General features: G+C 72.6%; 12 protein-coding genes and 1 pseudogene. All 13 read right to left on the bottom strand.

Going from position 1 to position 13,687, the window contains the following annotated elements:
• A complete protein-coding gene (locus ABZ923_RS33400; protein ID WP_361479421.1) occupies positions 1–1,341 on the bottom strand; it encodes an MFS transporter in 1,341 nt (446 codons plus the stop codon).
• Positions 1,342–1,346: 5 nt separating this feature from the next.
• Entirely contained in the window at positions 1,347–2,585 is a 1,239-nt protein-coding gene (locus tag ABZ923_RS33395; protein WP_361479418.1) for an ATP-grasp domain-containing protein, read from the bottom strand.
• Entirely contained in the window at positions 2,582–3,847 is a 1,266-nt protein-coding gene (locus ABZ923_RS33390; RefSeq protein ID WP_361479415.1) for an ATP-grasp domain-containing protein, read from the bottom strand. The genes ABZ923_RS33395 and ABZ923_RS33390 overlap by 4 nt, the downstream gene beginning before the upstream one ends.
• Before the next feature lie 14 nt (positions 3,848–3,861).
• Entirely contained in the window at positions 3,862–4,662 is an 801-nt protein-coding gene (locus tag ABZ923_RS33385) for an SDR family oxidoreductase (protein WP_361479412.1), read from the bottom strand.
• A complete protein-coding gene (locus ABZ923_RS33380; protein ID WP_361479409.1) occupies positions 4,655–5,842 on the bottom strand; it encodes an acyl-CoA dehydrogenase family protein in 1,188 nt (395 codons plus the stop codon). Before ABZ923_RS33380 ends, ABZ923_RS33385 begins: the two co-directional genes overlap by 8 nt.
• On the bottom strand, positions 5,839–6,153 hold the full coding sequence (locus ABZ923_RS33375) for a YciI family protein (RefSeq protein ID WP_361479407.1): 315 nt from the start codon (positions 6,151–6,153) through the stop codon (positions 5,839–5,841). The genes ABZ923_RS33380 and ABZ923_RS33375 overlap by 4 nt, the downstream gene beginning before the upstream one ends.
• Before the next feature lie 63 nt (positions 6,154–6,216).
• On the bottom strand, positions 6,217–7,413 hold the full coding sequence (locus ABZ923_RS33370; protein ID WP_361479404.1) for a cytochrome P450: 1,197 nt from the start codon (positions 7,411–7,413) through the stop codon (positions 6,217–6,219).
• Positions 7,403–8,155: a thioesterase domain-containing protein gene (locus ABZ923_RS33365; protein WP_361479401.1), complete on the bottom strand. Its 753-nt coding sequence runs from the start codon at positions 8,153–8,155 to the stop codon at positions 7,403–7,405. Before ABZ923_RS33365 ends, ABZ923_RS33370 begins: the two co-directional genes overlap by 11 nt.
• On the bottom strand, positions 8,155–9,939 hold the full coding sequence (locus ABZ923_RS33360; protein ID WP_361479398.1) for a non-ribosomal peptide synthetase: 1,785 nt from the start codon (positions 9,937–9,939) through the stop codon (positions 8,155–8,157). Before ABZ923_RS33360 ends, ABZ923_RS33365 begins: the two co-directional genes overlap by 1 nt.
• Before the next feature lie 53 nt (positions 9,940–9,992).
• Positions 9,993–11,123 (bottom strand): peptidogalycan biosysnthesis protein, encoded by a 1,131-nt coding sequence (locus tag ABZ923_RS33355; RefSeq protein ID WP_361479396.1) that lies wholly within the window; start codon positions 11,121–11,123, stop codon positions 9,993–9,995.
• Positions 11,120–11,683 (bottom strand): flavin reductase family protein, encoded by a 564-nt coding sequence (locus tag ABZ923_RS33350; protein ID WP_361479393.1) that lies wholly within the window; start codon positions 11,681–11,683, stop codon positions 11,120–11,122. Before ABZ923_RS33350 ends, ABZ923_RS33355 begins: the two co-directional genes overlap by 4 nt.
• Entirely contained in the window at positions 11,673–13,271 is a 1,599-nt protein-coding gene (locus ABZ923_RS33345) for a tryptophan halogenase family protein (RefSeq protein WP_361479463.1), read from the bottom strand. Before ABZ923_RS33345 ends, ABZ923_RS33350 begins: the two co-directional genes overlap by 11 nt.
• Before the next feature lie 321 nt (positions 13,272–13,592).
• Positions 13,593–13,687: pseudogene (locus tag ABZ923_RS33340) on the bottom strand (hypothetical protein); the annotation flags it as partial.

Genomic DNA, 13,687 nt, shown 5'->3' with positions numbered 1-13,687 from the left:
TCAGTTCTCCTCGATGTGCCGGTGCCGTGATTTCTCCCGGTCGCGCACGGCCCACCCGACGCTTCGGGGCGCCGCCGCTCCCGCGGCCGCCAGGAGGGCGCCGACCAGCAGCCAGGCGAACGCACCGCGGCTGACCACCAGGGCGACGACCAGGGGAGCGATGATCTGTTGCAGGCCCACGCCGAGCCAGAAGAGGGAGACGTAGGCGGACTCCTGGCCGGTGCGGGCCAGGCCGTAGGAGACGCCCCAGCCGCCCGCCGACTGGAACAGTTCGGCCGCCGTCAGGGCGACGGCCGAGGCGAGGAGCACCGCCACGGCCGGTACGGCCGGCAAGGGGGGAACCAGGGCGAGCAGCGCGCAGCACCCGGCGAGCGCGAAGCCCGCCGTCCGCATCAGCCGGGCCGCGGTGGTCGGTTCCTCGGCTCCCCGGCTCGCCCGCACCTGGAAGAGGACGGCCAGCACGGCGTTGAGGACCACCACCGCGGAGACCGTCGACCGGGGTGCGTGCGACGCCTGGGTCACCCACATCGGTATGCCGACGCTCAACAGGGTGATGTGCATCGTCAGCGCGCCGTTCAGGACCGCGAGCACGGCGTACGGACGGTCCTTGAAGACGTCGAAGGACAGCGTCCGGCGCAGCCGCGAGGCGTCGGCCGTCGCCCCCGGCCGCAGCGGCAGCCGTCCGGCCACGGCGGCAAGGCCCACGAACGAGGCGGCGTTGGCGAGGATGACCGTGGCGTAGGCCCACCAGTGGTCCGCGAGGAGCGCGAGGCTGCCCAGCAGCGCGCCGGCCGCGTAGCCGCAGTTGCGGAACGCTCCCATGACCGCCATGGTGCGCACCCGGGCGTCCTCCGGTACGGCCATGCCCACCAGGACCTGCCCGAGCGGTGCGGCCGCCTTGTCGACCAGGCCCATGAGCACCATCAGCACCGCGAAGGAGGTGAAGCCGGGGACGAAGGGATAGACGAGGAAGCACGCCGCCCGCCACAGGGTCACCAGCACCAGAAGCCGTCTGGGTCCGAACCGGTCGGCGACCAGCGCCACGGGCACGGTCGTCACCAGGCTCACACCGGCCGCCAGACTGAGGCCGACGGCGACCTGGGAAGGGGACAGCCCGACGGAACGGGTGAGGAAGACCACCGAGACGGAGAGGAACGCCCCGGTGCCGGTGGCGTCGGCGAGGGCCATCGCGACCAGGCCGCGTTCGGCGCGGCCGGAGGGCCACAGGGCCGCCAGCCGCCGCCCGAGCCGCGCCCGCGGTGCCGGCGCGGCCGGGCCGTCCGCCGGGCCGGCCCCGCCCCCTGTTCCGGTCCGCCCGGCCGAGGTGTTCCCGTTCGCCATGGCCGTCACCGGGTCCGCACGCGGACCGACGCGGCGGCGGCGACCGCCCGGCTGTTCGCCTCCTCGGGGGTCCGGCCGGTGGCCAGCGCGTAGCCGTACCGGTCCCAGGAGGACGACCACGGCCGTATCCGGTCGCCCTCGCCGACCGTCACCTGGAGACTGTGCACACCCGGTCGCCGGCGGGCCTCCGCCACGCCCTCCACGGACACCACCTCGCCGGGCGGCGCGGACATGAACCGGATGGCGGCCGCTCCCGCCGCCCGCTGCGGAAGGCGCGGGCGCCGGCCCGCCAGGATCTCGACCAGGGCCGGCCGGATCTCGGTCGCGTAGGCCAGGTCGAGCAGATCGGTCAGGCGATCGCCCGGACACCTACCGGCACATTCGACCAGGACCAGCTCGCTCCCCGTCATGATCCATTCGGCGTGCAGGATCCCGGACCCGAACCCGGTCGCCTCGATGAGCCGGCGCATCGCGGCCCGCATGTCCTGCTCCGTCCCGGCGGCGACCGGGGCGGGCAGGACATGGCCGGACTCCACCGGATGCCGGCCGCCGATCACCGACTTCTCCGTCACGTTGAAGAACTCGATGTGCCCCTCGCGCACCAGGACCTCGACGCTGTACTCGGTGCCGTACACCCGTTCCTCGGCGAGGAAGCGCCGGTCCATCGGACGGTCGGGCGCATGGCCGGGCTCGGCCGCCTCCAGCAGGGCCTGCCAGGCCCGCTCGGCCTCGGGGAGGTCGCAGTGGTCGAGCAGCTGGACACCGACGCTCGCCTGCCGGTCGGCGGGCTTGACGACCACGGGACCGCCCTCGGCGAACTCGACGATGTCGCGCGGTCCGTGGATCTCCCGCCAGCGGGGGGTGGGCATCCCGGCCCTGCCGGTGGCCTCCCGCAGCAGCAGCTTGTCCCTGAGCACGCCGGCCGCCCGGGAGGTCGCGCCCGGCAGGCCGAGCTTCTCCGCGATCGCCGCGGCGGCGGGCACGGCGTACTCCAGGGCCGGCACCACCGCCTCGACGGGCCGGTTCCGGTGCAGTTCCGTCGCGATGTCGAGGCAGTCACCGCCCTGCTGGTAGGTGGCCGGGACCACCTCGCGCAGGCAGGCCCGGCGTTCCGCCTCCCCGTCCAGGCCCCGGTGCCGGATGTTGTCGGGCTCCTCCAGCACCACGATGCTGTCGGCGGGGACGGCTTCCTCGACCGCGTCCAGGAAGACGGAGCCGAAGCCGACCATGAGAACGTGCGTCACCGGTGGGTCCCTTCGTGGTGCGTCGGACTGGCGTCGGGGCGGGCGGCCGGGTCGAGGCTCAGGAACTGGTCGCGTACGAAGGCGACGTTCTCCGCCACCCGCGCGTAGCCGCCCGCGCCGCTGGCGTGGAAGACGGCCCGGCCCGTGCGCCAGTAACCGAGCCGGATGCCCTCGTGCTGCCGTACCCTCGGCCGGGCCCGCGCGTCCAGGGACAGCTCCGTCACGGCGTCGGCACGGGGGAAGTCGTACGAGTGCCAGCGGAACGGAGTGCCCGCCCAGCCGCCGAAGAACGCCACCCCGGCGGTGCCCGCGGCCCGCGGGACGTCGGGCACCGCGCCGCGCAGGAGGGCCGCGAACCAGACGTCGTAGGCGCGGATCCCGTACGCCTCGGCCAGCAGGTGCACGATGCTGCCGCCGCCGAACCGGGTGTGCAGCTCGACCAGTTCCACCCGGCCGTCGTGCAGCTTCAGCTCCGCGTGCAGCGCCGAGGTCCGGATCTTCAGCACCGAGACGACGTCCTGGAGGTAGGCCCGCACCCGGTCGTGCCACCGGGCGGTGTGCCGGCTCGGCATGACGTGGCCCACCTCGTAGTAGTGGGGGACACCGGTGTTGAACTTGTCGGTCAGACCGAGGATGTGCACCTCGCCGTTCACACACACCGCCTCGGCGCTGATCTCGTCGCCCGGGATCACCGACTCCACGATCAGGCGGTCCCGCCCGGACTCGGCGGCCGCGTCGGCGTCGTAGGAGTCCATCAGCGCGGCCAGGTCCGAGGGGGCGGCGACGTGCCGTACGCCGTGGCTGCCGGTGAAGGCCACGGGCTTCACGACGACCGGCAGCTGCGTCGACGCGAGTACCCCGGGCAGGTCACGCAGTGATGTCTCCCGGCAGTCGACCGCGGTCAGTCCGGCGGCGCGCAGCAACGAGCGGGTGCGGAACTTGTCCGTGACGGCGGCTTCCGTGTCCGCCGGGGTGCCCGGCAGACCGAGCGCCTCGCGGACCTGCGCGGCGAGCACGGTGGTCAGTTCGGTGATGGAGACGACGTGCTCGGGCCGCGTGTCAGCACAGGCGGTGACGACCGCGGACACGCTCAGCTCGTCGACCGGCAGGTAGGTGCAGCCCTCGGGCGGCCGGCTCGCGCCCAGCGCCCGCTCGGTGTCGGCCACGACCGGCCGGCCGCCGAGCGCGCGCGCCGCCCGCACGGCGAGTGCCAGCTCGTCCTGGCTCCAGGGCAGTCCCACGATCAGTATCGATGCGCTCACTGGAGTTCCGGGCCCTAGGCGGTCTTGGCGTCGTCGGGGGCCGGGTCGGCGGGGGGCTGCATGCGCAGCAGCCGTGCGTCCCCCGCGATCCGTCCCACCAGGTCGTCGAGATCGTCCGTGAGGTGGACGAAGCGCCCGTGCAGGGCGTCGTAGCGGCCGGAGAGGAGCTGTGCCACCTTCTCGGCGGCGGCCTCCGGCGGCGACCAGGCGCTCTCGGGGAGCGCGTCGAGGTCGGGCCGGCCCGAGGTCATCTCGGTGCGCACCAGCCCCGGACTCAGGTCGAACAGGGTCACCCCGGAGCCGCGGACCTCGTCGGCGACGGCGTCGGTGAGACGCATCAGGCCGGCCTTGGAGACGCCGTAGGCCGAGCCGGCGCCGGACACCTTCGACCCCTGCAGGGAGTTGACGTTGATGATGTAACCGCCGCGGCGGGCGAGCATCCCCGGCAGCAGGGCCCGGCACAGCAGCGCGGGTCCCCGCAGGTTCGTCTCGATCACCTGCCACCAGTCGTCGGGGTCCCACTCCGCGAAGGGCTGCGGGCGGCTGGCGTACCCCGCGTTGTTGACGAGCACGTCGACGTGCCCGAACGCGTCGAGGGCCGCCGTCCGGACCCGCTCCACGTCGCCGCGCCGGGTGATGTCCGCGGCGACCGTCAGGGCGCGGCGGCCGAACCCCTCCACGAGCGCGGCCGTTTCCCCGAGCGGCCCCTCGGACCGGGCGACGAGCACGAGGTCGTACCCGGACTTGGCCAGCCGCACCGCGATGGCGCGGCCGATGCCGCGGCTGGCTCCCGTGACCAGAGCGACGTCAGGCATGATTGCTCCTTCGGTTTCCGGGGTCGTCCGGCAGGCCGGACGACCAGATGCAGGCCGCGTAGGCGGCGGCCTTCGTGGCGTAGCGCAGCGTGCCGTGGCTCGCCACCGTCCGCAGGTCGCGCCACCGTCGTTGCAGCTCGTCCTCCGCTGCCAGGCACTCGGTGCCGGCCGCCCGCAGGAGCCGGTCCACCGAGCTGAGCAGCAGTTCGGCCGCTTTCGCCGTGCCGCGTGCCTGGGCCGCCGCCCACAGGTCGCCGGCGGACCGCGCCCCGGCCTCGTCGGCGGACCCGGCGGCACGCTCCAGCAGCAGCGCGGCCATCTCGATGTCGTCCACGGACCGGGACAGCGCGAGGTCGTACCCGGCCCGCTCCAGTCCGGGGGTGCCGCCGCCGGCCGCGGCGAGCCGGCCGCGTATCCGCTCGGTCCACACGCGTGCGGCGCCGCGGGCCGTGCCGAGCGCCGGAGCGGCGAACGACAGACCGGTCACGGCCCGCAGCGGAACCGAGTAGACCGTGCCGTGCGGGCCGGCCGCACCGCGGTACAGGTCGGCCCGCGGGAACGACAGTTCGTCGGGGACGACGGCCTCCCGCACCACGACGGTGTGGCTGCCGGTGGCGCGCATCCCCAGGCTCGCCCAGGTCTCCTCCACCGCGTACGCCTCCCGGGGCAGCGCGAAGAACCGGGCCTCGGCGACGTCGCCCCCCGCGGGACGGGCGAGGAGGAGGATCCAGTCCGCCGTGGCGCACGAGCTGACGTACGGCCACCGGCCGCGGACCCGCCAGCCGCCCCGGGCCTTCTCGAAGGTGCCCTGCGGCAGCAGCGAGCCGGCGATGAGCGTGTCGGGCCCGTCCTGCCAGATCTGCTTGCGCCCCTCCCGCGGCAGCCAGGCGGTGACGCGTCCCATGGTGGCGGCGAGGGAGGCGAACCACGCCGTGGAGCCGCACGCCTCGCCCAGCACCGCCGAGGCCCGCAGGAACGCCAGGAACGTGCCTTCCGCGCCGCCGTGCGCCCGCGGTACGAAGTGCCGGGCGAAGCCCGCCCCGACGACCGCGGAGACCACCTCCGCGGAGAGCACCGCCTCCCGGTCCGCGTCCGCCGCCCGTGCGGCCGCGAGCCGCGCGACCGGCCGCGCCGCGTCCACCAGCGACATCGCACCGGCCCCGTCCGGTGCGCCGGTCACCGGACCTCTCCCCGTACGGCCTTGAGGACGTCCGGGTGGGCGCGCCGGGCACCCATCGTGAACACGGTGTACTCCGAGACCCCCGACCGGACGAAGGGGTCCTCGGAGATGACGGCGTCGAGTTCGGCGCGGGTGACGCCACGGGCGAGGATCACCCCGCCGTAGTCCTCGGGCCGGGTCTGGCCGGACAGCAGGAAGACGCCCGCTGCGTGGTGCTTCTCCAGATAGGCGATGTGCCCGGGGGTGTGCTTCTCGACCTCTGCGGGATCCCCGACGTGGTGCACGATGAGCACGAAGAGCTCGGGTGACATGACCGTCCTTACGTTGGCGGAAGACCGGAAGCTGTCGAAGCTGTGGTGCGGCGGGGCGCGTCGTCACGCCGGTGTGACGACGACCGGCAGGCTGCGCACGCCCCAGGTGAAGTTCGAGGCGTTGAACAGGGCCTCCCCGGTGGGCCGGAACTGCTTGACCCGGGACGTCAACTCCTCGAAAAGAACGCCGAGTTCGAGCCGGGCCAGGCGGGCGCCGAGGCACAGGTGCCGTCCGGCGCCGAAGGTGATGTGCCGGTTCGGGGTGCGCGTGACGAGGAAGGCGTCGGGGTCGGCGAACACGGATTCGTCGCGGTTGGCGGAGGCGTTCCACACGGTGACCCGGTCGCCGGGAGCGATGTCGACGCCGCCGAGGCGGGCGGGGCGCAGCGCGGTCCGCAGGGCGTGGACGCCGGGAACGGTCCAGCGCAGGATCTCCTCGACGGCCGCCGGGACCGCCTCCGGTCCCGGTGAGGAGCGCAGGAGGTCCCACTGCGCGGGGTTCTCCATGAAGGCCAGAACGCCGCCGGCCGCCGAATAGCGCGTCGTCTCGTTGGCGCCGGCCAGCACCCCGTTGCAGTTGAACACGATCTCCTCGTCGGTGAGGGGCCGCCGTTCACCGGTCTCCTCGGACAGGGCGCCGTCCGCCGCGATCCGGCTGAGGAAGTCCTCGCCGGGAGACTTCCTGCGTTCGGCGAGCAGCTCGCTGAAATACAGGAAGATCTCGCTGTGCGCCCCGGTGCGGGCCTGTTCGTCGGCTCCCTCGAAGGCCTCGGTGGCGATGTCCCCGAGCCACTCCCAGTCCGTGCGGGGAACGCCCATGAAGGCGCAGACCACCCGGTTGGGCACCTGTTTGGCGATGTCGATGAAGTCGAACTCCACGCGGTCCAGGGCCTCGGTGACCGTCTCGCGGACCACCTGGCGGACGAGCGCTTCGAACCGGGGCATCTCGTTGGGCGCGAAGGCGCCGGCGAGGACCCGCTTCAGGCGGGTGTGCTCCGGCGCGTCGGAGACGATCAGCATGCGCTGGGCCACGGCGGACACCGCCTCGGGATTGCTGTCCAGCCGCATGCCGTAGCGGGAGCTGAAGGAGTCGTGGTCGGTGTAGACGGCGACGATGTCCTCGTAGCGGGTGACCACCCAGAAGCCTCCGCCGTCCGGGTGCTCGTGCCAGTGGACCGGGGCCTGCTGCCGTAAGTGCCGCAGGGTCGGCCAGAAGGCGTTGGCGGCGAAGAGATCGGGGTCGAGGAGGTCAACTCGCATGCCGGTTCCCTTCGTCGGCGAGTGTCCGCAGCAAGGAGGTGATGTCGTCGGTGCGTTCGGCGCAGAAGTAGTGGCCGCCGGGGAACTCCCGGTGGCGGAAGTCCTCCGTGTAGCCGGACCATGCGGCGAGATGGGCGGCGGTGACGGTGGTGTCCTCCCGGCCGCCCCAGGCCTCGACGGGGACGGGGAGCACCACGCGCCCCGGATACCGGTAGGTGAGCGACAGCTCCACGTCGGCGCGCAGGGTCTCCAGCATGAGTTCCCGGGTGCCGGGGTCCAGCAGGTCGGGGTCGAGGTCCCGGGCCGTCAGCAGCCTCTCCAGCTCGTCGTCCGCGGCGAGCAGACCGTTGCCCGCCCCGACCCACAGGTGGGGTGCCCGGCAGGCCGCGATCACCAGGGCCACGGGGGTCCGGCCGTGGTCCGCGGCCAGACGGCGTACGACCTCGAAGCCGAGCAGTCCGCCGAAGCTCTGCCCGAACACCAGGCAGGGCTGGCCGGGCGCGAGCAACGCGTCGGCCTCCGCCGCGATCTGTCCGACCGCCTCGTCCAGTGTGCCGGGCATCGGTTCCGACCAGCGCGACTCCCGCCCCGGCAGGGCGACCCCGATGACCGACACGTCGTCACCGAACCGCTCCTGCCAGGGCCGGTACTGCCCGCAGCCGGCGCCCGCCGGTGCCAGACACAGCAGCGCGGGGGCGTGCCGGGGCGCCGGGTGCCACGGGCGCAGCCAGGACCCGGCCATCAGTCGTTCACCGCCGTACTTCCGCCGCCGGCGGCGGACTCCGCCGCGATCCGGTCGAGCGTGGCGGCCAGTCCGGCGATCGTCGGGGAGGCCAGCAGATCGCGTACGGAGATGCGCAGACCGGTGGTGCGGCGCAGTTCGGACACGGTACGGGCGGCCAGCAGCGAGTGACCGCCGAGCGCGAAGAAGTCGGCGTCCACGTCCGGCACGGACCGGTCGAGCACGTCCTCCCAGGCGGCCTGCACCTGTCGTTCGCGCGGTGTGCGGGCAGGGCGTCCGCCGGGGCGTGCGGCGAGCTCGGCGGCCGTCCGCGCCAGCGCGGCCCGGTCCACCTTGCCGGACGGCGTGGTCGGCAGGGCGTCGACGGTGATCACCACCGTGGGGACCACGGCGGAGGGGAGCCGGGTGGCGCAGTGGTCGATGACCCGTGCCGGCCAGTCCGGCGCGGCCGTTCCCGGGCCGCCGAGGACGGCCAGGCCGAGGTTGTCGCCCGTGGCGGTGCGGAAGGCGGCGCAGGCGCGCACACCCGGCAGCTCACCCGCCGTCCGTTCCACCTCGGGGAGTTCGACCCGGAAGCCGCGTATCTTGATCTGTTCGTCGGCCCGGCCCTCGTGGCGCAGCTGCCCGTCCGGCAGCAGGGTCACCAGGTCGCCGGTCCGGTACATCCGCGCCCCGGGCCCGGCGCACGGGTCGTCGACGAAGGACCGCTCGGTGAGGTCCGCCCGGTTGCGGTAGCCGCGGGCCACGCCCGGCCCGCCGATGTACAGCTCGCCCACCTGCCCGGGCGGCGTGGGGCTGCCGTCCTCGGCGAGGACGTGGACGTGGTAGCCGGTCAGGGGCCGGCCGATCGTGGTGACGTCGTCTCCCCGGGCGCTGTCCGCCCAGGTCGCGGCGATCGTCGTCTCCGTCGGGCCGTACACGTTGAGCACGCGCAGGCCGTCGGGCAGCCGCCGGACCAGGCCGGGCGGGCACGGCTCACCGGCCAGCACCAGCGTCTCCACGCCGTCCAGCGCGTCCGTGCAGGTGGCGAGCAGGGAGGGGGTGAGGCAGACGGTGCGCGGTCGGGCCGCGGCGATCTGCTCGGCCAGGTCGCCCGCGGCCTCGTGGTTCAGGTCGATGATCGCGGTGCCCTGACCGTGGAGGAGGTGGAGCAGGACGCACCACAGCCATCCGTCGAAGGCGGGGGAGACGGCGTTGATGCCCGTTCCGCCCGGGGGGAGCGCGAGTTCGGCGAGCGCTCCGAGGAACGCGTCCAGGTTCCGGTAGGTGACCTCGACGCCCTTGGGCCATCCCGTCGTGCCCGAGGTGTGGATGACGTAGGCGGTGTCGTCGGGGCCGGCCGCGGTGAGCGGTGCCTCGGCGGCGGATGCCGCCGGGTCCGGGGGCGTCCCCGGCTCCGGGACGCGGCGCAACCGGGGGACCGAGGCCCCGGCGGGAAGCTCGCCCAGCAGCATCCGGACGCCGGCGTCCTTCAGGATGTAGTTCAGCCGGTCGGCGGGGTTGCGGTTGTCCAGGGGCACCAGGGTGGCCCCCGCCCGCAGCACCGCCAGCACCCCGACGACCTGCCGGTACGACCGGCCGTGGCTGACGCCGACGGCCGTGCCGGGGCCGGCGCCGCCGTCCCGGAGCGCGGCGGCCAGGGTGCGCGCCTCCGCGCTCAGCCGGCGGAAGCTGAGCGCGCCGTCCGGCGCGGAGACCGCGGTGGCCTCCGGCGTCCTGGCGGCCCATGCCTCCACCGCTTCCAGCAGGGGAAGCGGCCTGCTCCCGTGGTCCGCTCGATTCACTTTCCCTCCCCTTGCGTCCGGCACGCCCCGGTACGGCGGCGCGCCGGACGGCGTCAGGTGAACAGGTCCCATTCGGCGCGGTTCTTGACGGCTCGTCCGGTGCCGGGCTCGGCTTCGAGTTCCGCGAGCAGCCGGGCGTTGTGCCGGCGCACGAGGTCGGACGCCGCCACCAGCGGGCTGTCGGCGGACAGGTCGAGCATCCACAGCGGGCGCAGTTCGGCGCCCCGCAGGACCTTCGCCTCCAGCGCCTTCTTGCCGGCGTGCACCCAGCGGACGCCCAGTTCCCCGGCCAGCCTGATCTGGCTGTAGTAGACGAGGTTGAAGTACTCCTCGCAGCCCACCAGGTGGTCGTAGTCGAAACTCGCCCACCGCAGGTACACGGCGTCGCCCCACACGTAGTACAGGCAGAACCCGATCAGGGCTCCGTCGGGCGCGTGGCACAGGGCCACCCGGCCGGCCGGCCCGGTCATCCGCGCGTAGCGCTCGAACTCGGTGCGGAACTCCGGCGTCCGGGTCGGGTACCCGTACTTGACGGCCATGGAGTTGGCCAGTGCGGGCAGTTGCTCCCAGCAGTCGAGCAGGCCGACGTGCGTCATGCGGCAGCCGGCCTCCTCGAAGGCCCGCACCTCCCGGCGGACCGCCACCCGCCGCTTCGACGTCAGGGAGGCGAGCCAGGCGTCCCATCCGCCGGGCGGCACCTCGATCCAGGCGTCGGGTTCCAGCAGTACGGGCTGCGCCTCCACACCGGCGGCGCGCAGCAGCCGTACGTCCTCGGTGCCGAGGTACATCGCCACGCAGGCCTTCTCGTCCGTCTCCAGCCGGTCGTGGGCTTGCCGGATCCCGGCGACCAGCTCACGCAGGAGAGCGGGGTCGTCCGAGTCGCGCAGCACGTGCGACTGGTAGGCCAGCCGGGGGCCGACGAGCAGTCCGCCGGCCGGGAGGGCGGGCAGGTCCCGGCCGGCGAGGATCTTCTGCCAGTGGTAGTTGAGGGGCTGCGTCCCGTCGAACTCCACGGTCGGTACGGCCGCCAGTCCGGCGGCCGTGGCCGCGTGCACCGCGCCCACGGTTGCGCCGGGATAGTCGGCACAGTGCCGCAGCCACGTGCTCGACGAGTAGAAGTGGTCCACGGCCAGGGCGTCCCAGGTCTCCGCGTCGAGACCGCCCAGCACAGTGTCGTCCGTCATGCCGATCGTTTCCTCACGCCGTCCGCTCGGACGGCCTTCCTCTTCGGTGGTGATGCGTCCGCGACCGCGGGCTCGTCGCCGTGCCCGGGGCCGTCCGGCCAGCGGGCGTAGCGTCGCATCCCGTACAGCAGCGGGGGCCTTTCGCTGGTGACGGTGTGGGCCACCTCCCCCAGGACCACGGTGTGGTCACCCACGGCGTGGGTGGCCCGTACCCGGCACTCCGCCATGGCGGCCGAGCAGTCCGGCAGCCAGGGAACCCCCGCGGGCGAGGGCTCCCAGGAGACCGCCGAGAACCGGTCGACGTCGCGGGCCGAGAACAGCTCGGACATGTCGCGCGCGTCGCGGTCGAGCATGTTGACGCCGAACGTGCCCGTCCGCACGGCCGCCAGCGTGGCGCTGTCGCTGCGCAGGCACACCAGCAGGGTCGGGGGGTCGGTGCAGACGCTGGCGATCGACGAGCAGGTCATGCCGACGGGCTCACCGCCCGGACCGCGAGCCGTCACCACGGTCACCCCGCTGGGGAAACGGCTCATCAGGTCCCGGAAACCGTCAGCGGGCATGGCGGTCGCGGTCGCCGGAGAGGGCGGACGCTCCGTGGAAGTCGCGCAGGTAGTCGTACATGGTCGGCAGGGTCTGCGACAGTTCCTGCTGCCGCCGGGCCACGCCGTCGAGCATCCGCTGCGCGGACGCGCTCCCGTCACGGCCGTACGCGAGCGGTGCGATGGGACGCTCGGGCAGCATTCCGAGGCCGGCGAAGATGCAGTAGTAGCTGCCGTTGGTCCAGAAGTTGCGGAACTCCGCCTCGAAGTTCCCGTAGTACGTCGACTCGTCGGCGGTCGGCAGATTGACGGGAATGCCCTTGAGGTACATCTCCGCCTTTTCGCGGATCTCCTCGCCGAGGGTCAGGGCCTTGTTCGCCCGCCAGAACTCCGTGTCCTCGCGCGGCGAGAAATAGAAATGCGCCTGCAGGAAATCGCGGGACTCGTCGTACATCGCCGCGATCTCCTTGTTGAATCGATCGGCGAATATCGGGCTGAAGCTTTTGTCCGGGAAGTGCTTGGCCAGCTGGTAGATGGCCGCGTACGTGAAGTAAAGGCCGGTCGACTCCAGTGGCTCCAGAAAACAGGAGGAGAGACCGATGCTGACGCAGTTCTTCACCCAGGACCGCCGGTTGCGGCCCACCCGGAAGCGGATCCGGTTGAACTCCCGGTCGGCGGAGAGCCCCCACAGCGCGGTGAAGTCCCGTACCGCCTCGTCCTCCGTCGCGAACTTGCTGGAATAGACGTATCCGGTGCCGAAGCGGCCGAGCAGCGGCGTCTTCCAGGCCCATCCGGACTTCATGGCGATGGACGACGTGTACGGCTCGATCCCGTCGGCCGCGTCGTCGTGCTGCACGGGGCAGGCCAGGGCGCTGTCACAGAGCAGGTGGTCGCTCTGGTCGAGGAACGGCTCGCCCATGACCTGGTTGATCAGCGCGCCGCGGAAGCCGGAGCAGTCGATGAACAGGTCGCCCTCGATGGTGCGCCCGCTCTCGGTGCGCAGGGAGCGGATGAAGCCGTTCTGGTCCAGCCGGACGTCCACCATCCGGTCCTGGACGTGCTGTACCTGCTGCTTCTCCACCGACCAGCGCCGCAGGTAGTCGGCGACCAGATGGGCGTCGAAGTGCCAGGCGTACCGGGTGGCCGCCCGGCCGTCCGTATGGCGCGGGGCGAGCTTGCGGTCCATCAGGACGGGGTCGACGAAGCAGCTGTAGTCGAAGGGCTGGTCGGTCTCGCGGCGCGCCGCGCGGTCGGACCAGTGGTGGGTGATCGGGATGCCGTCTTCCTGCGGAAGGATGCCGAACGGGTGGTAGAAGTGGTCCGGCCGGCCGTTCAGCGTGCGCGCGGTCGGACTTCCCTCGCCGGGCGTCCGCCAGTTGATGAACTTCACCGCCATCTTGAAGGAGGCGTTGCACTCGCGCATCCACTCGTCCTCGGGGATGCCGAGGAAATCGAAGAAGACGCGTTGCAGGTTCGGCACGGTGGCCTCGCCGACCCCGATCTTCGGAATGGCGGGCGCTTCCAGAACCGTGATGCGCACCGCTCCCTGTAATGCCTTGCCGAGATATGCGGCGCTCATCCATCCCGCCGTACCGCCGCCGAGGATCACTATGTTTTCGATGTTGTCCGACACCGACGTCCTCCGTTTCCCGGGAGCGCGCTCCACGCATTCTACCCGCGTGCGCTTCCTCGGCAATGGATTTCCGTGCCCCACCGGCCGCAAACACGAGGCGGCACATTGCCCGTCCATTCCCTTGCCGGTGTCCGTGGTAGTCGGAATATGGGGAAACAAGTCACGACCCTGGTGCTCCGTGGCGATTTGCCGGGTGTAAGGTACACCGATTCCTGGGTGGTTGTACGTCCCTGGCCCGGAGTGGTGGCACATCCCTGGACTGCTGCCCTATTTCCGACATCTTCCGGAAATCCGTCGGAGCAGACAGGCGGCGAGTTCGATGGAGCCGATCGCGCCCAGCGAGTGACCGACCATCGACTTGATCGAGCTGACCGGCACCTCGTACGCGTGGT

Origin of the sequence: Streptomyces sp. NPDC046881, assembly GCF_040645015.1 — a bacterium.
Taxonomy (GTDB): domain Bacteria; phylum Actinomycetota; class Actinomycetes; order Streptomycetales; family Streptomycetaceae; genus Streptomyces.
Note: the sequence above shows the minus strand (reverse complement) of the source record. Positions and strands in the feature narration are given on the sequence as shown.